The following is a 20,961-nucleotide window of genomic DNA, read 5'->3' as shown; positions in this document are numbered from 1 at the left end:
ACTCATACCATTTCTTTGTTGTTTAATACCAGGCAAATTGCCTATTTTAAAGCCACGTATTATGGCTTTGCTTTTGTTCCACCTGCAATGCTTGTGTCATCAATCGTTACAACAAACTGACCATTCACAATTTTAGGTGGTGTTGCGTTCTTCCATTGAATAGATAATCCATTACGATATCGCAAATCAATGGCTGAGATTTTCGGCCACACCTGTTTTAAGTCAGATTGTGCCAAATGACTTAGACGTTGCAACTTATTCATTGTTTGATCTTGGTCAACAATAATGCGTAAACCAGAGTCAAACTGCATAAACCAAGTCATTCGCTCAGTCAGATATAACTCTTTTAAGCGTAAATTGACAGGATGGAATAATTGATTAATTTCATTATAGCGTCGCATCATCATTTTTGACTGACTTACCGGCCCATGAAGCAACGGAAGTTCAGGATGAATTGTTGGCTCCGCCTCACTAAACACATCGCCTCCATCGCTTAACAAGCGACCTGTTCCCCAACGGGCGATAGCATGTCGAGGCATGACACGAACACGAATACCATTGGGCCAAGCACGAGATACAACAACTCGGTCTACCCATGAAATTTCTAATGTTTTGTCACGAATCTGCTCTAAATCAGATGTGAAATAATTTGCTTTTATAATTGGAGCAACATGTTGCATCACTTGTTGTGTTTCAACCGATGAGGCTGAACCGACAACTTCTAGTTTTGCAACTTTTGCATCTGTAATAACTTTATATAACCCATAAACTCCGACTGCCAGCACTACAAAAGCAATAACCAACAGCACCCATCCACCAGCATTCGCAAGTTTCTGCTTACGTGTAGGTGGTTTATCATGAATAGAGGTGATGGCCGCACGTTTACGGCGCATGGAAGCCGGAAGTTGTGCCATATTTAAGCCGTACCTTCCAATGTTTGCTCAAGAATTGCAACACACAATTCATCAAAGCTATAACCAACAGCCTTAGCAGCTTTTGGAACTAAAGAGTGGCTGGTCATACCTGGGACAGTATTTACTTCTAAAAGCCAGAAATTACCTTGCTCATCCTGCATTGCATCAATACGCCCCCAGCCTTCTGCACCAACAGCCTGAAAAGCACGTAAACACAATGCTTGCAGGTTTTTCTCTTCAGTCTCACTGAGACCACAAGGGATACCATACTCTACATCATTACGTTGATATTTCGCTTCATAGTCGTAGAAAGCAACATCTGCTGGTGGCTGCAAACGAATAACCGGCAAAGGCTGTCCATTTAGGAAAGAAATTGTGAATTCACGACCAGTGATCCATTTTTCGGCCATCACCACAGCATCGTGCTGGGTCGCTTTTTCAATTGCAGCAGCAAAGTCTTCTGCTTTCTCAACCTTACTCATGCCGACACTCGAGCCTTCGTGCACAGGTTTGATAATGACAGGTAAGCCCAACTCAGCAATTACCGCATCTAAATCTGTTTCTTTAGTAATAATGCGATATGGCGCTGTAGGTAAATCACTACCTTGCCAGATTTGCTTGGTTTTAACTTTATCCATGCCTATAGCAGAACCTTGTACACCGGTTCCTGTATAAGGCAGATTTAACCATTCAAGTACACCTTGAATCTGGCCATCTTCACCGCCGCGACCATGCAATACAATAAATGCACGATCATAATTTACAAGTTCAGTCACACTGCGGTCTTGCGGATCAAATGCTTCAGCCTGAACACCTGAACGTAACAAAGCGTCCAAAACTGCCTGACCACTATCTAAAGACACAGCACGCTCAGCCGATTTCCCACCAAATAACACGGCAACTTTGCCGAATTTTGTAGCATTTGACACGTTTAAATCCTTAACCCGATAATTCAATACTTTTTGTTTATTTCACATACAAATGGTGTTGTGCAAGTTCTACTGAAATTGCTCCCACGTTACCCGCACCTTGCGTTAATAACAAGTCATTTGGTTGTAACACATTTTGCATGATGTTTTGCAAATTACCTTCAACCGGATCAACTAAAATCGGCTCTACTTGTCCACGTAAACGAATACTACGCGCCAAAGTACGGCTATCTGCACCCACAATAGGTTTTTCACCAGCAGGATAAACTTCCAACAATAATAATTGATCGACTTGAGAGAGCACTTCAATGAAGTCATCAAAACAATCGCGAGTACGAGAGTAACGATGTGGCTGGAACAACATAACCAAACGACGATCCGGATGGCTTTGACGAGCAGCTTTAATGGTTGCTTCTACTTCTTTAGGATGGTGTCCATAGTCATCAACTAACTTAACATTGCCATCAGCAAGTTCAAACTCACCTTGTACTTGGAAGCGGCGACCTACACCACTAAATCCTGCTAATGCACGGCTAATTGCTTCATCAGAAACACCTTCATCCGTTGCAACACCAATTGCTGCCAAGGCATTTAAAATATTATGCAAACCCGGTTGATTAATCGTTAGACGTAATGGTTCACGGCCTTTACGCAACACAGTAAAGTGCGAACGCATACCATCTTGTTCAATATCAACTGCGCGAATGTCATTATCTTCATTAAAACCATAAGTAATAACCGGACGGCCTACACGTGGCAGAATTTCACGAATATTGGCGTCATCACCACACACTACGGCTAAACCATAAAATGGTAAGTTATGAAGGAACTGTACAAATGTATCTTTTAATTTATCAAAGCTACCTTCATAGGTATCCATATGGTCAGCATCAATGTTCGTTACAATCGCTGCCATTGGTTGCAAATAAAGGAAAGATGCGTCTGATTCATCAGCTTCAGCTACGATGAAACGACTTTCACCTAATGCTGCATTTACGCCTGTACTGTTAAGTAAACCACCAATAACGTAAGTTGGGTCGAGGTTTTCTTCAGCCAACATCGTCGTCAAAAGACTTGTAGTTGTGGTTTTACCATGTGTACCTGCTACAGCAATACCATGACGATAACGCATTAGTTCGCCTAGCATCTCTGCACGACGTACAATTGGAATACGCTGTTCAATCGCAGCTTTAATTTCCGGATTTTCCGGATCAATTGCTGTAGAAACTACAAGCACATTGGCATTTTTAATATTTTCCGGTTGATGGCCAATATAAACTTTGATGCCATTTTTCTCTAATTGTTCTGTAGTTTTAGACGCTTTAATGTCTGAACCGGAAATTTTATAGCCTTGGTTACCCAAAACCTCTGCAATGCCACACATCCCAGCGCCACCGATCCCCACAAAATGAATGTGTTTGATACGGCGCATTTCAGGCACTTTAATCAGTTTTTTTGCTTGGTTCGCAGCTGTTGATGGAGACATAGTAAATCCGATTACATTTTTTGGATAAGATCAACCACATGCTGAGTCGCATTTGGTTGGGCATGTTGACGCGCTTTCACTGCCATTTCGGTAAGTAATTGGCGGTTCATCAGCGAAGTGAACAATTCATTTAAAACATCTGGTGTCATGGTCGATTGCTGGCAAATTTTCGCAGCGCCGACATCGGCCAGAAATTTGGCATTTGCAGTTTGGTGGTCATCAACTGCTATAGGAAGTGGTACAAAAACTGCGGCCACACCTGCTGTTGCAACTTCTGTCACCGTGAGTGCTCCAGCTCGGCAAATAATTAAATCCGCCTCACTATAAGCCTTTGCCATATCTTCAATAAAAGGCAAAACTTGAACAGTTAAATGAGCTGGTGCATCTGCATAAAGTGCTTGAGTTGCCTCAACTTGTTGCTGGCCACACTGGTGAAAAATATTGAGTGGAACTTGTAATTGTTTTAATGCTGGAGGTAAGCGTTCGTTGAGTGCTTTAGCACCTAAAGAACCGCCAACAATTAGAATATTTAGAGGTTTACCCGCTTGCTCACGCTCATCATAGCGCCACTTTGGGCTTAAAATATCCGTGATTTCACGACGCACAGGATTTCCTGTGGTTACGACTTTTCCACCAGCAGGAAAGGTATTTGGAAATGCTTCGCACACCACTTTAGCAACGCGAGATAACTGCGCATTGGTAAAACCTGCAACTGCATTTTGCTCATGAATAAGTACAGGAATACCTAACAAACGTGCGGCTAAACCACCCGGCCCCGCCACATAACCACCAAAGCCTGCAACTGCATCAACTTTAAGCTGTTTCATATAGCGCATTGCGCTCAAAGTGGCTTTTAAAATTTTAAAAGGTGCAGCAATTTTACGGACTAATCCATTACCACGAACCCCTTGAATATCAATTTGATATATTGGAATATTTTGATCTTTTAACAACCGATTTTCCATACCTGTTGGCGTGGCTAACCATGAAACCTGACAACCTTGTTGTTGAAGTTGCTTGGCTACGGCGAGGGCTGGAAAAACATGTCCACCTGTACCGGCAGCCATCATCATGACATGTTTGGGTTTGCTTTGCTGTGAATCGGTCACGGTCTAATTCTTCAACTCAAAAAACAATGGAAATTGTCATCTATTTTTGTAGCCGTTTATTTTAATCCTAAAGCTTCATTAACGAAAAGCGAATTTCACTCGTTTATAACAGAAAGATGTGCTTTTTTGAAAATATGCCTACAAAGCTGTGGTGTATTTAGTATTGTTATTTTATTAATTCATATATTTTCAGGTGATTTCCCATAAATACCTTAGAAAACCACCTGAAATAACGAGTTAAGCTGAACGACCAGCTTCTAATACATCAAATAAATTGTCTGCAATTGATGTACCAAATTGAGCATCAATTTCACGAATACAGGTTGGGCTAGTAACATTAATTTCAGTGACATAATTACCAATTACATCTAAACCAACAAAAACCAAACCTTTTTCGCGTAAGAAAGGACCAATTTTAGCTGCGATCAACTTATCGTTTTCAGTAAGCGGACGCGCTTGGCCTAAACCGCCTGCCGCCAAGTTACCGCGTACTTCACCATTTTGTGGAATACGAGCCAAACAATAAGGAATAGGCTCACCGTTTACCATTAAAATACGCTTATCCCCTTCTACAATTTCAGGAATATAGCGCTGTGCCATAATTGGACGTGTACCTAGCTCTGTCAGCATTTCTAAGGTAGATCCAATATTTACACCGTCTTGGTATAAACGGAAAATACCCATACCACCCATACCATCAAGTGGCTTAACAATGACATCACCATGTTCTTTAATAAATTCACGGATTAAACTTTGTTGCGATGTCACAAGTGTAGGTACTTGTAGTTCTGGAAATTGCGTTGCAAAAATTTTTTCGTTGCAATCACGCAGTGACTGAGGCTTATTAATAATCCATGAACCTTCGCGCTCAGCTTGCTCAAGCACATAAGTTGTATAGACAAAATTCATGTCAAACGGTGGATCTTTACGCATGAGCACAACATCATAAGCTGCGATAGATTCTTTTTTCTTTTCGCCTAGCTCATAGTAATGATTGTAGTCTTCAAAAACTTTTAACGGTGAGATTAGGCCGTACGCCTTACCCTGATCAATATATAAATCTTGCTGTAATGCATAACCTAATTCATGTCCACGACGGCTCGCCGCCCACAACATTGCCATGGTTGAATCCTTTTTAAGGTTTACGGTTTCAATCGGATCCATGACGACAAGTACACGCATGCTCAAGCTCTTCTTAAAATTTAAATTAGCATGAGTATAACTGAGATTTTTCACTGGTTTTTCTTAATTTCAGTAAAACCTTATCTGTTATTTCTTTATCTAGAGCAAAGGTAAATTCGGTTAAACTATATTCATAAAATATTATTTTTAAAGGCTAAAGATGAAACTTTATCGCTATTTAACAGGCCCAGATGACTCTGCTTTTTGTGCACGAGTCACTAAAGCACTGAATCATGGTTGGGAATTATACGGAGCGCCAACCATGACCTTTAATGGCACGCATGTGATTGTTGGACAAGCAATTTGTAAAACGATTAATGAAAATTATGATCCAGAAATGGATATTTTAGATGTTCTCAAAAATAATGCGTAATTCTAAGGGGAGCTTTAATCGGTAAAAAGCTCCCCTTTCAAAAATCAATTAACAAGAAAAACTAATGAGTTAACTCATATTATCCGTTTAATTCCCCAATCATCTTTCTAAAAATCAGTTACTAAACAATAAATATGTCATTTTTTAAGGCAATATTTCTTTTATTCTAAACAATTAAATGATTATAATTATCATTTATACTTTTATTTTTGTTAATTGATTTTATTTTTATGTTAAGAATTTCTTTATCATCTCCCCAAATTAAGGGTTCATTCCCGCTCAGCTTACTTAGTTTAATGATCTTGAATATTCAAGGTGCCTATGCAGAAGATGTAACTGACTCATCAAAAGTGGCAGCTACCATGCCCACCATAAAAATTGAAGCCATGAGTGAGCTCGACCCGATTAAAAGTTATATCGATTATGACAAGGCCAATGTCACACGTAATGGTTTAGACAAAAAAGATATTCCTCAAACCGTTGATACTATTGATGTACAGAAATATAAAATTTATGGATCGAATGATTTAAGTGTGATGCTACAAGGTACTCCAGGCGTATCAACCAGTTACGATATGCGCGGTGATGGCATTACGATTCGTGGTTTTGGTGCTGATACAGGCGATATTTACCGTGATGGTATACGTGAAAGTGGACAAGTACGCCGTAGTACAGCAAATATCGAGCGTATAGAAATTTTAAAAGGCCCCGCTTCTGTTTTATATGGTCGTAGCGCTGGTGGTGGGGTTGTGAATATGGTGAGTAAGTTCGCCAATTTTGACTCTAAAAGTTCAGTTGGCGCATATGCGGGTTCATATGATAACTACGGAACAACCGCTGACATCAACCAAGTCATTAATGACAATTTAGCAGTCCGTTTAACGGGAGAATATGGCGAGACAGGCAGCTTCCGCTCTGGTATTGAAAATAAGATTGAAATGTTTTCGCCAAGTTTCACTTATAAAAATGACGATGGAACACTCACTTGGACCACGCAATATACCTATGACAAATTAGGTCGTGTACCTGATCGCGGACCATCACATGACATTCTGCCTGCGGGAACTTCAATTAAAACAGGATTTGCCCAAGACGGCGATTATGTTGATGATATTTTGCAAGTGGTCCGTACCGATGTGAATTATGAATATGCGCCTGATTGGAACTTCCACTGGGCAGCAAGTTACCGACAAGCAGAGCAGAACTTTGACCACTTTTATTTTGGAACTTATTGTGGGTTAGATGGAAAAAACTCAAAGAATGAGTCTTGTACTAAAAAAGGTTACATCGACCAAATTTACTACTGGCAACAAACCAGCAATAAGACCACCACAAATACATTTGATATTAAGGGCAAGTTCAAAACAGGCCAGCTTGAACATCAAATTATGGTGGGTACAGACTGGACTTATGAACAGCGAGAGCCACGTCTAGCCAATAAAACTCAAAATGGGTCAGCCATTTATGGTTACGTTAATCCAATCACTGGTGAACGAGAGTACAGTCGTGGCAATGGCCCATTAAAAATTAGTCAGCATAACTATAATGAAGGCACAACTTACGGCGTATTTATGCAGGATTTAATTGGGCTAAATGATCAACTTAAACTCATGCTAGGTATCCGCTACGATTACTTTGACTTTTCAACCACTAACAAGTTAACTAATGAACACCGTAATGTAAAAGACGGTAGTTTTAGCCCAAATGTTGGTTTGGTATGGCAACCACTTCCTGAACATAGCTTTTACACGTCTTATTCTAAGAGCTTTGCACCATTTGGCGGACAAATGGGTGTTAACCAAGTTACTGGAAGCACCGATGTCACAAAAATGGATAAAGAGCCTCAATATAACGAGCAATACGAAGTTGGGGTAAAAAGTGAATGGTTAGATAATCGTTTAAATACTCAATTTTCTGTCTTTGATATTCGTAAAAATAATATCCGCTATAAACCAAACCCTGACAGTGAGCCAGAAGTATGGGCAACTGCGGGTCAACATCAATCCCGTGGTCTTGAATTTAGCTTTATTGGTCGCGTACTTGATAATGTCTTTGTGCGTGGTGGTTATGGCTACACAGATGCAAAAGTGAAAGAAGACAAACAAAACCCTGAGCGAGAAGGCAATTATTTAGCCAACACATCTAAAAACACGGGTAATTTATTTGTTCGCTATTTACCAACCGAGCAGTGGTATACAGAGGTGGGGGTAACCTATGTCGGGTCTTATTATCCAAATATTAATAATCAAGTAAAAATGGAAGGCTTTAACCGTATCGATGCAGCGATTGGCTATAGTGCTGACCCATGGAATGTCACACTTGCGGTAAATAACCTAACTAATAAAGAGTACTGGCGTTCAGACAGCATGCCAGGCACACCACGTAATGTGTTATTGCGTTTGAATTATCAGTTTTAAATAAAAATATTAAAAAGGCATACCCCTATTTAGAGGTATGCCTTTTTCTTTTTAGATACCATATTTCTCGCGATAAGCTTGCATATTTGCTAGCGCTTCTTTTTCGCAATTGGTGATGACTGAACAAGGTCAACAAGACAAGTTGGGCATGACCGTGAAGTGTAAGAAGTGGGAGGGAATGGGATTCGCATATGAGATTTTATGCCAAATAAATTATAGAGAGAAAATATATTTATTATTTTCCCTATATAAAATAATTACCTAACTATTAAATAGTATTCTTACATTTTCTAAATGCTTTTTAATTTCATCATAGCTTAAGTCATGAGTAGCATAGGAAATTAAGGTTTGGGCAGCACTGATAACAAATTTATCATTATTTGAAATCTTCATCCCTCCATTTTGGAGCTGAACTGAAGTTTTTTCGATAATAGTGTTTAGTTCTGCCATAGAAACAAAGTGATTTGTAGCAAATCTTTTTTTACGACAAACAAGAATTGCATCAATACTAATAGGCTCTTTAGCTGAAGTTTTGGGACTGGCAGAGCGCTGTTCAGCATGAACAGCATGTGCTGTAACAATCGCTAAACCGGATTTATTAATAGCTTCATAGATAGCCGCCCATCCTTCAGCACGCGAATGATGAAAACTAAATGCAAGAATTCCCTCATCTTTTAGAACACGACAAGCTTCACTAAATACTGAAGATAATTGATTTGAAAATATCTTGGGGTCATTGTGCTGAACTTCTCCTGGATGAGATGAATCTATAGATGACATCCAGTCATAACGATCACGTAAAACAGGAGACAACCAAGCAAAAAAGAAATCACTCAGTTCAGAATAATGCACAAAGTCAAAATATGGTGGATCAGTAATAACAGCATCTACAGTTTTTTCTGGTAATGGCAGTTTTGAACTATCTCCATTTAAAATTAATACTCCATGTTCTTGAAGCTTTAATTCTTCCCAATTTTCTACACGCTGAGCTGTAATTGGATTGCTTACGATAATCTTATTAGAACCTATCCGCTCACCAAACATGTCATATTTAAACTCTAAATCAAAAGGAGTATCTAAGTAACGTTTAGCTCGTAATAATCGAGATTCGAATAAAGTACTGAATGTCCCACTGCTTCGATTAGTTCCCCAAATAGAATTCTCTAGTGGGGTACGTTCAGGCTTTAAAATATGGTTTGAAAACATATGGCGTACAGCACCAGTTCCCTCACCTTTAAAACTGCAGAAAAGGTTATTGAATTCCAATGTACTGGAGAATAAGCAAAGGATCTGTTCTTGAATTATTTGATTCTTTATATTCAGAATTTCCTTTAAGAGTAGACCCAAGCAAAGCAGTTGACGAGAATTAAAAAAATCACGCCATTTAGTATAGTTATAACCTCGTGCTTGATCTGTATTATGACCAGGACGAACCTCAGTTTGAGGTAGTGGAAGATTTTCTATATCAAGTCTTTTGTCAGCTTCATCATATAAATCAAAATCTTCTTGAGTAGCTTTTAAGTAGATTTTTGAACCATCCTTACGCAAAGCCATCAATGCATACATACGTTGCTTTGGAGGTGTATTCTTAGGTATTAAATCTTTGATTTTATATTTTGTTCCATCCTTTACTGTTATGTTCTGACCACTAGCTGGCCCTTTTTGCGGGTTGAAAATATATGCACAACTTTTACAACATAACTCAGTCGCATCATATCGATCTTCTAACACTTCCCAACAATTAGGACAGACAATTTGAGCTTTTGGTTTTTTTTTCGGATAAGCATCTTGTGAGAAAACGTAACGTGAAAATAGCGGAATTACTTCATTATCCGGTGTCGTTACTGTTTTAACCCAAAAGTAATATAGAACAGGTATTTTTTCCCCAGTTAATGGATCTCGAGTTTGATAATAGTGTCGAATTTTAGGAGCTACTCTTTCCTCTAAGTATTCAAATGCAGCCTGTAAATCTGCTTCAGGAACAGGTGTGAAAGCTTGACGAACTAAAAAAGTACTGATGGGGTTAATATCATTACCGATAGCCTTTGCACCCAGCTTTAATGCTTCGCCAACAGAAGTTCCACTACCCATAAAAGGATCTAAAACTACTTTATCTTTTAAATTATGAGTCTTATAAAACTCTTCCCAAATATTAGTGTTTGGAGGAGTTAAAGCACCTATTGTGATAGCACGAAAGACTGAGCCTAAGCGAGTAGCCCACCATTTATGAATATGATAAATCGGGCGATTAATTTCTTTACGCCAACTCTCTTGTTCAGCAATCTGGCTAATTTCAACTATAGGAAATTGAGCTTCTAAAGCCGTTGTAGATGTTGAGTCTGTATTCTGCATTGTTTTTGCAATATCTATCATTTACTACGCAACTTCTTATCATCTTTTACTGAAGACGATTTATCTGACATAAGAACTGATTTATTAGTTTGGCTAAGTAGTCGATATGCAATAAATTTGTGTTCAGTTTTTCCTTTAGGATTCTCACATCTTTCTGCTACTAAGTCATTTGTACGCAAATCGAAATTATAGCCTACCACTAAAGAATCTGCTTCAACTCTAGTAAGTTGTCCGACCTCTTGGTATCGAGCATCTGTACCAAAGCCTTCTGGTAAAATTAGAGTCATTAATCCTGTAGTACCTTCTGTTAAGGCAAAAGGTGTAGGAGCAACATACATTTTTCGATCACGAATCATAATGTCGCCATAAGTACCAAATCCTTTAACATTTTTATTTTTATGGACGTAATTATGGTCTGCATTTAAGAAGTCACCATGACATATAACTAAATCAACAACTGGATACTGTTTTTGATTACTATCACCGATAGAATAATCTGAAAGGTCTGCAGGATAACGGCCAAATACATAAAATATAGTACGGCCATTATGGAAACCTGTAGGTACTTGGCTATTTGAGTCGTAGTCACGTTCACGCCCTGGCCAAGCAAGTCCTTTAATTTCAAAACCTTCAGCTTTATTTACTAAACAGAAATCAGGATAAGTATTTCTTCCAGATCCTTCAAAGTAAATACTTAAGTTTTCAAGGCGTTTTTGAAACCAGTTTTGGAAATGAAATTCCTTATCTTTTGAAGAAACTGCTTCAATCAACTCGCCATTTTGAACAGCTAAAACACATTGTTCAAAAACATCGAAAACTGTACTATCTTTTGACATGATTATCCTTATTACTAATAAATTCAAAGGTCTATATGAAATTAATAGCATATTCTCAAAGGTTTTAAGAATAGTCATTAATTTGGATATTGAAATCTGGCGAATGGTAGAGGTAAACGTATTTTAGCCATAATATCTTTAGATGAGGATATCTATGAGTCTAGATGTATGAGACAACATCACTTTGGGATATTTAATTTTTCTAAAATTAACATAATACGCCTTATACGAAAATCTTAAGTCTTCTAATTATAATTAATAAGTTAAATTAATTCACTCTAGAGCTCAGCTCACTCGAATGGCTTTTTATTAATCCTTTATATTCTACATTTATTTTGTAATCGCTATTTCCAATAATTATTTATTTACACTCAACAAAGCAAAAAAGGAAGCCTCAGCTTCCTTTTCCACATCTAACTCTTAGATACCGTATTTTTCACGATAAGCTTGCATATTTGCTAGCGCTTCTTTTTCGCCTTTTGCTTCCAGGTAATCCATTAAATCTTTCATAGTAATCAGTGCATGCACAGGTATTTCCAATTCTTTTTGAACTTCTTGAATTGCGGAAAGTTCACCTTGACCACGTTCTTGACGATCTAATGCCACCAAAACACCCGCAATAGTTGCACCAGCATTTTTCAAAATCGTTACGACTTCACGAATTGCTGTACCTGCGGTAATCACGTCATCAATAATCCAGACTTTTTTACCTTCAACCGCAGCACCAACTAAAACACCGCCTTCACCATGATCTTTCGCTTCTTTACGGTTAAAGCCCCATGGCACACTCTTGTTATGTACTTGCGACAAAGCAACAGCAGTTGCTGCTACAAACGGAATACCTTTGTATGCTGGCCCAAAAATCACATCAACATTTTCGCATTGTGTTAATTTATCGGCATAGCCTTGTGCTAAAAGAGATAAAGCTTCACCATCGTTGAGTAGGCCTGCATTAAAAAAATAAGGACTCACACGTCCAGATTTTAAAGTAAACTCACCAAATTTAAGCACACCGCGTGATAATGCGAGTTCGATAAATGCTTGCGGGTTAAATGACACAGGCGTTGTCATGAGGTGCTCCAAATTCACAATTGAGGTTAAATTTTCGCATGATACCAAAGGATCAGTATCCAAGTGATGTAAAAATTCTTCGAGTCGTTTCCATTAACGTAAATGGCTTACGTTCTTCAGTAACGAAAGGCTTACTTGAATGGTTAGAACAATCAGATGCCGATGTCGTATGCATGCAGGAAAGCCGCATTACCCATGAACAATGGACTGAAAAATTTAGACCCGAAGGATGGCATACCCATCTCTTTCCAGCAGAGCGTGCAGGTTATGCGGGGACTGCTATATATAGCCGCTTACCCTTTGTCTCCGTTAAAGACGGATTAGGGTTTGAGCTGGCTGACAGTCAAGGCCGCTTTATTTCTGCGGAATTCGATTTAGGTTTGTCACATCCCGTACATATTGCATCATTATACTTACCTTCAGGCTCAAGTGGTGAAGAAGCTCAAGCACGTAAAGATTTATTTTTGGGTGAATACGCAAAAATCTTAAAACAATGGCGTGATGAAAATAAGTCCATCATTATTTGTGGTGATTACAATATCGTTCATAAACGAATTGATATTAAAAACTGGTCGGGTAACCAGAAGTCGTCTGGCTGTTTACCACATGAACGTGCATGGCTTGACCATATTTATGATGAACTTGGCTATGTAGACACCTTCCGTGTGGTAAGAACAGAAGCCGAATTGTATTCATGGTGGTCAAATCGCGGTCAAGCGCGTGCGAAAAATGTAGGTTGGCGTATTGACTATCAAGCTTGTTCACCAGACTGGAAAACACGTACAACAAACGCATGGGTCTATAAAGATCAATGGTTTAGTGACCATGCCCCAGTTATTGTTGACTATAAAATCCAAGAATAAGTGAACACATGTTCACTTACATTGTCGTTTTTGCTTACAGCACATGTCGTTTTTGAGTATTTTTCTTACACAGCTTTAACGGCATTATAGCCCCACGGCACAGGGAAGCAGTCAGGATGACGCAAAAGGATAGGACGCCGTAGGAAGATAAAATAAACTTATGATAAGTTTATTTGCAAGGATGTGACAATGGACGTTGAAATGAGACCCGCATGATCAGGATGATTAAATGCGGGTTTTCTCTTTTTTAGTCTCTTATTTTTGCGCTAATTTCTTTTAGTTTTAACTTCTTCTTATTAAGCTCATTATTACCTTGTCTTATGACAATAACATGACATTTCGCTTTCGATTAATCATTAATTTTCATTTGTTTTAAAAGTATCGGTATAAAGTAGTGCTTAAAAGCTTTTTGGGTTAGGCTGTGTGCTCTCTCTTTTTGACATGGTCCGATAAAATGTTAAAAATTTATGGAATTAAAAACTGTAACTCAATGAAAAAAGCTTTTGATGCTTTACAAGCCAAAGGGCTTAGCTACGATTTCCATGATTATAAAAAACAAGGCATTGATGCAGATACTCTAAAAATCTGGTTAAAAGAAATTGGACAAGATACTGTTCTCAACAAAAAAGGCACGACTTGGCGTAAGCTTTCAGAAGAAGAACAAAATCGTGCTTTAAGCAATGAAGATCACCTTATTGAAGCACTCATTGCTCAACCAAGTTTGATTAAAAGACCTGTTTTACAAACCGCTCAAGGTTTCATTGTAGGTTTCGATGAAACCACTTATCAAAATATCCAAGCATAAAAAAACGAGCCATACGGCTCGTTTTTTATTAAAACTTTTTAGTTAGCGCGAATCCATGTCTGGTTACGGCCAAGTGCAGAAACGCCAATATAACCACGCAGTTTAAGCTTTTTACCGCCATCGGTTAACTCACCTTTCAATTTGTAAGTTTTACCAGATTTTGGGTCTAAAATCGTACCGTTTTCATAACTGTTACCACCTACATTTTTTAAATTATGTACAATGGTGACACCTTTAAGTGGTTTGTTTTTATACGGACCCTCACATTTTGTACAAGCGTTTTCTTCGCCCGGTGTCAAAATGTTTTGAATGGTTGCAGTTAAGGTTCCGTCCTTCTGTTCCGTAAATTTCACTACGGCTTTTGGCTTGTTGGTCTGATCATCAATCGTTTTCCATACCGTTCCATTGAGTGAATCAGCCGCATTGGCAAATGCAGCCATACCAATGAGTCCTAAAGCTAAAGCAATCTTTTTCATTTTTGTAATATCCTTGGGTCTTTCAAGATTTTCAGTATTCAGAAGTCGCAAAGATATTGCAATTTTTGAATGTGACTGTTTCGTGTAACCTTGTAATCTTGCAAAATAAAATTTACAAGAAAACAAGAAACTAGCATAAAAATGGATGCTATATGAATATATCAAATGTTTGGAAATATTACTTTACAGAAACTTTTCTTAAAACAACAATTCGCAAGCCAAGCCAGCTAAATTTGCCGGCTACCGCTTTACGTCCCGTTCTAGATCAGATGTGTCGTGCTTTTCCACGACAAAAAAATGTTTCTGTGCGCCCAATTCGGTTAGCAGGCATTAAAGGTGAAGAAATCAAACCGCAAGATTCTGCAACTCAACTGATTTTTCACATTCACGGTGGCGCTTTTTTCCTTGGGAGTGTCAAAACTCACCATGCTTTTATGACCGATTTAGCTGCCCGCACCCAAATGCAGATTATTCATGTGGATTATCCGCTTGCGCCTGAACATCCATACCCTGAGGCGACTGAAGCACTATATGACATCTATCAATCTTTATTGGTACAAGGCGTTCAGCCTAAAGATATTATTTTATCGGGTGATTCATGCGGAGCAAATTTAGCACTAGCACTTTGCTTACGTTTAAAAGAACAACCTGAGCTTATGCCGAGTGGCCTGATTTTGTTATCTCCATTTTTGGATTTAACGCTCACGAGTGAGTCTCTCAGATTTAATAAAAAACATGATGCATTATTATCTATTGAAGCCCTACAAACAGGAACTCAATACTATATAGGCAATCATATTGCAGCTGATGATCCACGCGTTTCGCCTATTTTCGATGACTTGCATGGCCTACCGCCAACTTTGGTTCAAGTAGGATCTAAAGAAATCTTATTAGATGATGCCAAGCGTTTTAGAGAAAAAGCTGAAGAGGCTGGCGTTAAAGTTCAATTCAAACTTTATACAGGCATGTGGCATAACTTTCAGATGTTTAATGCATGGTTTGATGAAGCAAAACAAGCATTGGCAGATATTGCTGAATTTGCCCATGAGCTTGATAAAACTTAATTTACCTATCAATGATGTGAATAGCTCTAAAAACTTTTCACATCATTTTCCTTATAAAAGGCATCATGTATAAAATGAAAATCATGCTATGTTTAAAATATAAATTAATTTAAACAATCCAATATTAGAATGGTCTAACAAAGAGGCATCTATATTTAGGAGCCCTTACGTACTATGAAAAATCGTTTAATCACTTATCCCATACATAGAACAAAACAGGTGATAATCGATTTCATCCATAACAATCACATCATCAACTGGACACCACTACAAAAAAGCGCACTGATGCTCACACTTGCCTGCGCCATGAACTTTAGTTGGATCTTATGGAAAGGTTATATTTTAATTACGCCAAGCATCTGGCAATGGGCAAATCTGCCTTTGGTTGAGTCACAAATCTGGCTTAATTTATTGACTTTATTTTTATTGGGCCTTTTGATTATCCCCTGCTATAAATACAAAAATGTTGAGTGGGCTCAAAGAGTCATTCCTTTCATTAGTGTGCAGTTTTTTGCACTCATGCTATGTCATGATGGGTATTTAATTGGCAGTATTAGTCCAGCCACTATGGTCGGCTATGTGGGCACGATTGGCGTCGGTCTGGTGTTATTTGATCGAAAAATTGTTTATAGCGCACTTGTACCTGCGACGATTATTTTAACGGTATGTACATATTTAAGTATGAGCGGTACTGTGCCTTATGCCCCTCTATTTAATTTTAAGGCTATGGAACATGCTCAAACTAACCCCTTTTGGTTAGGGAGCATGGCTTTTTTTATTATGCCCATCTTATTGGCTTGCTTTATTTTATTTGAAATATTGCTCACTCAATGGCGGCAACGTGAAACTTATATTCAACGCCTAAGCCAACTTGATCCCTTAACTAATGTATTAAATAGACGTAGTTTAAACACGCATTTAGAGTCGCTACACCAACAGCAATTTGATTACGCAGTAGTACTTCTCGATATCGATCATTTTAAAAAAATTAATGATATATACGGGCATCACCAAGGTGATCAAGTCTTAATTGAAATCGCTCAATGTCTTTCTGAGAACTTGCGTAACGAGGATATTATTGGACGTTTTGGTGGAGAGGAGTTTATTTTATTACTCCCTCACACCGATATTATTCAAGCAGAGAAAATTGCTGAGCGTTGTCGTCTTGCTTTGCAAGAACTGCCCGTTTGTAGCGCTCAAAACAATCCTATTCATATTAGTGCAAGTTTTGGAATCAGCAGTTCAGCTTTTGCAGAAGACCCTTATCTTGTTATTCGACAGGCTGATCAAGCACTCTACGCGGTAAAAGCTTCAGGACGCAATCAAGTACGTACATTTCATCAGATTGAAACGATGAATACCTTATGAATCTTTTAGTTTTGCCAAACTCGCAAGTTGTTGCAAAAGTTCTTGCTGACTAAAAGCACCAGTTAAACGCAATGCACGAATTTCTTTTTGCTCTGGGCTTAAAAATAGATAGGTCGGTGGACCTAAAATATTCCATTGTTTGAGTAGCGCTTCATGTGACTGGTCATAATGACTCAAATCAAGCTTAATTAAATAATATGGTGCAAGAGCAGCCTGAACCTCAGGTGATTTTAAAATACGATGCTCAATCGGTTGGCAGGCAACACACCAGTCTGCATAGACATCAACGACAATAGCTCGATCTGTAGGCGCTGCTGCTAAAATTTTCTCAAAGTCCGCTGCCGTAGTTGCAATATGCCATTCGGCCATATGATTAGAACTTTGCAAAGTTCGATTTTGAATGTGTTGGTATTGGTTATAGGCTACAAAAGGTGTAACGATTAATAATAAAATCGCGTAGAGCCATTGTAGCTGTCCTTTTTTCCAGAAAAACTGATAAACAGCATAGGCTATAAAAGCGAGACCTAATACGAGACTAAGAACTTGCATGCCCCAATCTGGCAATAAAGGACGAATAAAATAAAGACTTAAACCTAACATCAGAAAAGCAAAAATAACTTTAATCTGATGCATCCAATCACCAGCTTTAGGCAGAAATTTCGCCCCTAAAATACTTGCCAGTAATAGCGGAATTCCCATACCAAAACCTAGACAGAATAAAAGCAAAGCCCCTTGCCACTGGTTTTGTGTTTGAGAAATAAATAATAAAGTTCCAGCGAGGGGTGCGGTCATACAAGGACCCACCAAGAGTGCAGAAACCATACCCATGACTCCAGCACCCACTAAAGTGCCACCTTGTTGCATCGACTGAATACGATCAAGTCGGTTTAACCATGTTTGTGGTAAACGAAGCTCAAACAGACCGAATAAATTCAGAGCAAAGACAATAAACAGCAAACTAAAAGCAATTAAGGTTGCTGGCTGTTGTAACCAGCGCTGGAAATTTAGACCTGCCGAAGAAGCAATTAAACCTAAGCCTGCGTAAACCAATGCCATGCTACACACAAAAGTAAGTGCAATGGTCCAAGCCTTTAGACCTTTATGATCCCGAATGATGAGTGAAGTTAAAATGGGCAGCATCGGTAAAGAGCATGGTGTAAATGCGAGCAACATGCCTAAACCTAAAAATAATAAAACGCCATACCACAATGAGTTCTCAATTAACTTAGCAGACCAGATCTGATCTTGCGCAATTTGTGGTGTGGTTGTAGTAACTGCTGTCTCTGTATTCTGCTCTTTTTCTACAGATTCTGAACCCTTAGAAGTATCAGATTGTGTATTTGCTAAATCTAGCAATCGTTTTGGGGCTGTTCCTGCTTGGTTTTGTACACCAACTAGGCCATCTGCATCAGTTTGAAACTCAATGGTTTGTGGTGGATAACAAATACGGTCTTTGGCACAGCCCTGCCAAGTCACACTATAGTGCTCTGAAGGCTTAGTCTTAATTTGGAAATTAACTTGATGGTAATAAACCTGACTTTGCCCATAATTTTCATCATATTGGGCAATCGCTTTCGGTAACTTTAAAGCTAAAGGTTGAGTACCTTGTTGTACGGAAAATTTATGCTGATAAAGATAGTAATTTGGCTGAATCTGCCAAGATAAACTCGCAGTATGCGGCTCAGAAGATTCAACCGAAAATGAAAAAGCTTGTTCGGGTGAAAGTAGCTTATCTTGCGCAGAAACCAACTGGCTAAACACACAAACAGCAACTGCTAGAAAATAAAGAATTCCCTGATGAATAAGCTTTTTCATTAACATAAATTTAAATTGCTTTATTTAGAACAAGAACGCCACGCCTAAGCCACCGTTGTAGCTCTTGTCTTGACCATTCAAATCAACCCCGATACTTGCATCGAGTTGTGTACGATTATTTACGGCGTAGACTAAACCTGTACCTAAACCATACTCATAGTCTTGGCTTTCAGCTTTACGGTAAATGAACTCAGAATAACCTGATAGCTTACCTGCGATTTTATAGTCAATCGTCGGTACTGCTGTCACTGCCCAATCACTATTTTGCACTTCGTAGCGCATGGTAATTGAGGTGCCCACTAAATCACTATATTGGTAAGCTACCGCAGAGCTAAGACTATAAATGTCGTCATGGGCTGTAAATTTATCATTTCCCGTTGCAATGATAGCTTCTGCCAACACTGCCATAGACAATCTATCGTCTTTTAAATCAATAGCTTTTTTTAAACCAATACTTATATCACCAAAACCTGAAGTATCATTTTTTTTGCCAGCACGTTTAGTTTGGGTCCATGCTGGCCCTTGCCATCCTAATTGTAATTCTAAATCACGCGCTAAACCTGTACGGAATAACATATCCTGATTTAAGGTTACGGTCTTTTCTTTAACACCGTCAACAGTCGACTCAGTATAGGTTACGCTTGGTAAACCTTGCTCCCACGCCAAATTACCTACAGGAGTAATTCCCGTTCCCATTCCAGCACCTGGACGGTCAAACGAGAACTCTGCGGCAAAAGTACTTCCTGCAGCAACAGTGGTCAGAGCAAAAGTTAAAATTTGAAATGTTCTCATTCTATTATCCAATCAAGTAGTTAGTTCTTTTGACATTTTTGCCCCATGTTGGCGCAATAACTCGAGTGTTTCACGCTCTTCTTGAAGCGCTTCTGACCAATCTATTTCATCAAAGTCACAATCAAAGAACAACTGACTGATTGAAGATAAAATAGTGAGACCCTCTTCATCACGTGTGTTTGGGTCAACTTTTTCATCGAGTAAACGTTGAACGGCTGGAGCACATGCCGAGCTTGCTGCATCCCATAAAGGGCCATAAAACTCTTCTGCATCCCAAAGGTGTACGTTGGCTTTGGCTTGAATTAAAGCTTCAAGAATATCGAGGTAAACTTGTAATCTTTGTTGCTTTTCTTCTTTTGATAAAGGTGTACCCGCTTCATAGGCTTCTGATACATCTTCCCACCATTTGAAAATTCCGTCACAAATGATTGATACAGGTGGTCCTTGTTCCGGATCAATAAAGTTCGGATCAAGCCCGTCAGCAAGTAATTTTTGCACTTGCGCGAGTTCTAATTCTTCTATGGCTTTAATTAAAGCTTGCTGCTGGGTGGTTAACATGACCATCTCTCAAAAATATATTAGGGCTATTATGCCTAATCTCATATGAAGATTTTAGAGGTTGATTGCATCGCATTGCAAACCTAATGTTGTGAATAGTTTTATTTTCATCAAATATAAAAAAAGCCCCGAAGGGCTTTTTAGCGTTTTCAATTAGACTTCATCATCAATGAATTCTGGTTGTCCACCTCTCGGGTGTTCTTTTTTCTCAAAAGTATGTTCAAGGCTACGTTTTAATTTTTCAATCGCACCATGAATTGAGGCATCAATATTTCCTGCTTTATGGTGCACTGCAACCGGTTTTAAACCTGAAGGACGTGCTTCAATCATACAGTGGATATCTTTGTCACCACCTTTGTCCCCATTTTCATCACTAAAATGAACCGAGAAATGCGTAATACGTTCGCTATGACGTTGGAATTCTTGAGTAAGTTCTGCACGTACATAAGTAATTAAACGTTCACTGTTATGGATGTTTTTATCTGTGCGGATTTCAATATTCATAAATACCATCCTCTCTTTCTTACTGTGGATCTTTTCTATGCAAAACT

The 20,961-nt window shown here is 38.7% G+C and carries 19 protein-coding genes; 6 read left to right on the top strand and 13 right to left on the bottom strand.

The annotated features are described in order from the left end of the window. Window positions 1–59: 59 nt before the first annotated feature. From ftsQ to gshB, 5 genes are all read right to left on the bottom strand, one after another. Window positions 60–914 (bottom strand): cell division protein FtsQ/DivIB, encoded by an 855-nt coding sequence (ftsQ, locus tag SOI81_RS00735; RefSeq protein ID WP_224992170.1) that lies wholly within the window; start codon window positions 912–914, stop codon window positions 60–62. Between the two features lie 2 nt (window positions 915–916). Further along, window positions 917–1,843 carry a D-alanine--D-alanine ligase gene (gene ddlB, locus SOI81_RS00730; protein WP_002121862.1) on the bottom strand — a complete coding sequence of 309 codons (927 nt, stop codon included), beginning with the start codon at window positions 1,841–1,843 and terminating at the stop codon, window positions 917–919. A gap of 37 nt (window positions 1,844–1,880) precedes the next feature. Continuing rightward, window positions 1,881–3,329: a UDP-N-acetylmuramate--L-alanine ligase gene (gene murC / locus SOI81_RS00725; protein ID WP_239976135.1), complete on the bottom strand. Its 1,449-nt coding sequence runs from the start codon at window positions 3,327–3,329 to the stop codon at window positions 1,881–1,883. Window positions 3,330–3,340: 11 nt separating this feature from the next. Beyond that, window positions 3,341–4,438, bottom strand: coding sequence for an undecaprenyldiphospho-muramoylpentapeptide beta-N-acetylglucosaminyltransferase (murG, locus tag SOI81_RS00720; RefSeq protein WP_224992172.1), 1,098 nt, complete (start codon window positions 4,436–4,438; stop codon window positions 3,341–3,343). Between the two features lie 237 nt (window positions 4,439–4,675). After that, window positions 4,676–5,620: a glutathione synthase gene (gshB, locus tag SOI81_RS00715; RefSeq protein WP_320541106.1), complete on the bottom strand. Its 945-nt coding sequence runs from the start codon at window positions 5,618–5,620 to the stop codon at window positions 4,676–4,678. Window positions 5,621–5,780: 160 nt separating this feature from the next. Between gshB and SOI81_RS00710 the strand changes: the two genes are divergently transcribed. Both SOI81_RS00710 and SOI81_RS00705 read left to right on the top strand, forming a co-directional pair. Further along, complete coding sequence (locus SOI81_RS00710) at window positions 5,781–5,993, top strand: DUF1737 domain-containing protein (protein WP_239966980.1); 213 nt, start codon at window positions 5,781–5,783, stop codon at window positions 5,991–5,993. 230 nt (window positions 5,994–6,223) lie between these two features. Beyond that, window positions 6,224–8,410, top strand: a complete 2,187-nt coding sequence (locus SOI81_RS00705) for a TonB-dependent receptor (RefSeq protein WP_320541105.1) — start codon at window positions 6,224–6,226, stop codon at window positions 8,408–8,410. 261 nt (window positions 8,411–8,671) lie between these two features. Here the strand turns inward: SOI81_RS00705 and SOI81_RS00700 are convergent, their stop codons facing one another. From SOI81_RS00700 to pyrE, 3 genes are all read right to left on the bottom strand, one after another. Next, the gene (locus SOI81_RS00700) at window positions 8,672–10,783 is read right to left on the bottom strand and encodes a DNA methyltransferase (RefSeq protein WP_320541104.1); all 2,112 of its coding nucleotides are present in this window, start codon (window positions 10,781–10,783) and stop codon (window positions 8,672–8,674) included. Further along, on the bottom strand, window positions 10,780–11,598 hold the full coding sequence (locus SOI81_RS00695; protein WP_320541103.1) for a hypothetical protein: 819 nt from the start codon (window positions 11,596–11,598) through the stop codon (window positions 10,780–10,782). The genes SOI81_RS00700 and SOI81_RS00695 overlap by 4 nt, the downstream gene beginning before the upstream one ends. A gap of 420 nt (window positions 11,599–12,018) precedes the next feature. Beyond that, the gene (gene pyrE, locus SOI81_RS00690; RefSeq protein WP_174730911.1) at window positions 12,019–12,669 is read right to left on the bottom strand and encodes an orotate phosphoribosyltransferase; all 651 of its coding nucleotides are present in this window, start codon (window positions 12,667–12,669) and stop codon (window positions 12,019–12,021) included. A 38-nt stretch (window positions 12,670–12,707) separates the two neighbouring features. Here pyrE and crc point away from each other — a divergent pair, with 38 nt between their 5' ends. Together crc and yffB are read left to right on the top strand one after the other, a co-directional pair. Continuing rightward, on the top strand, window positions 12,708–13,532 hold the full coding sequence (gene crc, locus SOI81_RS00685) for an exodeoxyribonuclease III (RefSeq protein WP_174741326.1): 825 nt from the start codon (window positions 12,708–12,710) through the stop codon (window positions 13,530–13,532). A gap of 454 nt (window positions 13,533–13,986) precedes the next feature. Beyond that, entirely contained in the window at window positions 13,987–14,337 is a 351-nt protein-coding gene (yffB, locus tag SOI81_RS00680) for an arsenate reductase (protein ID WP_016142747.1), read from the top strand. Window positions 14,338–14,375: 38 nt separating this feature from the next. Here yffB and SOI81_RS00675 read toward each other — a convergent pair whose 3' ends face one another. After that, entirely contained in the window at window positions 14,376–14,813 is a 438-nt protein-coding gene (locus tag SOI81_RS00675; protein WP_002121971.1) for a DUF2147 domain-containing protein, read from the bottom strand. A gap of 152 nt (window positions 14,814–14,965) precedes the next feature. On the opposite strand from SOI81_RS00675, the gene est reads away from it, so the two are divergent. Together est and SOI81_RS00665 are read left to right on the top strand one after the other, a co-directional pair. Next, a complete protein-coding gene (gene est, locus SOI81_RS00670; RefSeq protein WP_174728134.1) occupies window positions 14,966–15,877 on the top strand; it encodes an alpha/beta hydrolase in 912 nt (303 codons plus the stop codon). A gap of 174 nt (window positions 15,878–16,051) precedes the next feature. Next, window positions 16,052–17,245 (top strand): GGDEF domain-containing protein, encoded by a 1,194-nt coding sequence (locus SOI81_RS00665; RefSeq protein WP_320541102.1) that lies wholly within the window; start codon window positions 16,052–16,054, stop codon window positions 17,243–17,245. Here the strand turns inward: SOI81_RS00665 and dsbD are convergent. The 4 genes from dsbD to SOI81_RS00645 form a co-directional block, all read right to left on the bottom strand. Next, the gene (gene dsbD, locus SOI81_RS00660) at window positions 17,240–19,066 is read right to left on the bottom strand and encodes a protein-disulfide reductase DsbD (RefSeq protein ID WP_320541101.1); all 1,827 of its coding nucleotides are present in this window, start codon (window positions 19,064–19,066) and stop codon (window positions 17,240–17,242) included. The two genes, SOI81_RS00665 and dsbD, sit on opposite strands and share 6 nt — an antisense overlap. 18 nt (window positions 19,067–19,084) lie before the next feature. Further along, window positions 19,085–19,852, bottom strand: a complete 768-nt coding sequence (locus SOI81_RS00655) for a transporter (protein WP_016142743.1) — start codon at window positions 19,850–19,852, stop codon at window positions 19,085–19,087. Between the two features lie 12 nt (window positions 19,853–19,864). Continuing rightward, on the bottom strand, window positions 19,865–20,410 hold the full coding sequence (locus tag SOI81_RS00650) for an ankyrin repeat domain-containing protein (RefSeq protein ID WP_032054517.1): 546 nt from the start codon (window positions 20,408–20,410) through the stop codon (window positions 19,865–19,867). A gap of 153 nt (window positions 20,411–20,563) precedes the next feature. Next, window positions 20,564–20,914: an HPF/RaiA family ribosome-associated protein gene (locus SOI81_RS00645; protein ID WP_001019316.1), complete on the bottom strand. Its 351-nt coding sequence runs from the start codon at window positions 20,912–20,914 to the stop codon at window positions 20,564–20,566. Between the last annotated feature and the right edge of the window lie 47 nt (window positions 20,915–20,961).

Source organism: Acinetobacter pittii, from assembly GCF_034067285.1.
Classification (GTDB): domain Bacteria; phylum Pseudomonadota; class Gammaproteobacteria; order Pseudomonadales; family Moraxellaceae; genus Acinetobacter; species Acinetobacter pittii_E.
Note: the sequence above shows the minus strand (reverse complement) of the source record. Positions and strands in the feature narration are given on the sequence as shown.

What these genes read in the sequence shown, in the direction of transcription:
- murC (WP_239976135.1), bottom strand. Translation starts at nt 3,329, where the DNA reads ATGTCTCCATCAACAGCTGCGAACCAAGCAAAAAAACTGATTAAAGTG.
- SOI81_RS00665 (WP_320541102.1), top strand. Translation starts at nt 16,052, where the DNA reads ATGAAAAATCGTTTAATCACTTATCCCATACATAGAACAAAACAGGTG.
- SOI81_RS00650 (WP_032054517.1), bottom strand. Translation starts at nt 20,410, where the DNA reads ATGTTAACCACCCAGCAGCAAGCTTTAATTAAAGCCATAGAAGAATTA.
- ftsQ (WP_224992170.1), bottom strand. Translation starts at nt 914, where the DNA reads ATGGCACAACTTCCGGCTTCCATGCGCCGTAAACGTGCGGCCATCACC.
- SOI81_RS00710 (WP_239966980.1), top strand. Translation starts at nt 5,781, where the DNA reads ATGAAACTTTATCGCTATTTAACAGGCCCAGATGACTCTGCTTTTTGT.
- SOI81_RS00675 (WP_002121971.1), bottom strand. Translation starts at nt 14,813, where the DNA reads ATGAAAAAGATTGCTTTAGCTTTAGGACTCATTGGTATGGCTGCATTT.
- dsbD (WP_320541101.1), bottom strand. Translation starts at nt 19,066, where the DNA reads ATGTTAATGAAAAAGCTTATTCATCAGGGAATTCTTTATTTTCTAGCA.
- SOI81_RS00645 (WP_001019316.1), bottom strand. Translation starts at nt 20,914, where the DNA reads ATGAATATTGAAATCCGCACAGATAAAAACATCCATAACAGTGAACGT.
- gshB (WP_320541106.1), bottom strand. Translation starts at nt 5,620, where the DNA reads ATGCGTGTACTTGTCGTCATGGATCCGATTGAAACCGTAAACCTTAAA.
- SOI81_RS00700 (WP_320541104.1), bottom strand. Translation starts at nt 10,783, where the DNA reads ATGATAGATATTGCAAAAACAATGCAGAATACAGACTCAACATCTACA.
- SOI81_RS00695 (WP_320541103.1), bottom strand. Translation starts at nt 11,598, where the DNA reads ATGTCAAAAGATAGTACAGTTTTCGATGTTTTTGAACAATGTGTTTTA.
- est (WP_174728134.1), top strand. Translation starts at nt 14,966, where the DNA reads ATGAATATATCAAATGTTTGGAAATATTACTTTACAGAAACTTTTCTT.
- SOI81_RS00655 (WP_016142743.1), bottom strand. Translation starts at nt 19,852, where the DNA reads ATGAGAACATTTCAAATTTTAACTTTTGCTCTGACCACTGTTGCTGCA.
- pyrE (WP_174730911.1), bottom strand. Translation starts at nt 12,669, where the DNA reads ATGACAACGCCTGTGTCATTTAACCCGCAAGCATTTATCGAACTCGCA.
- SOI81_RS00705 (WP_320541105.1), top strand. Translation starts at nt 6,224, where the DNA reads ATGTTAAGAATTTCTTTATCATCTCCCCAAATTAAGGGTTCATTCCCG.
- crc (WP_174741326.1), top strand. Translation starts at nt 12,708, where the DNA reads ATGATACCAAAGGATCAGTATCCAAGTGATGTAAAAATTCTTCGAGTC.
- yffB (WP_016142747.1), top strand. Translation starts at nt 13,987, where the DNA reads ATGTTAAAAATTTATGGAATTAAAAACTGTAACTCAATGAAAAAAGCT.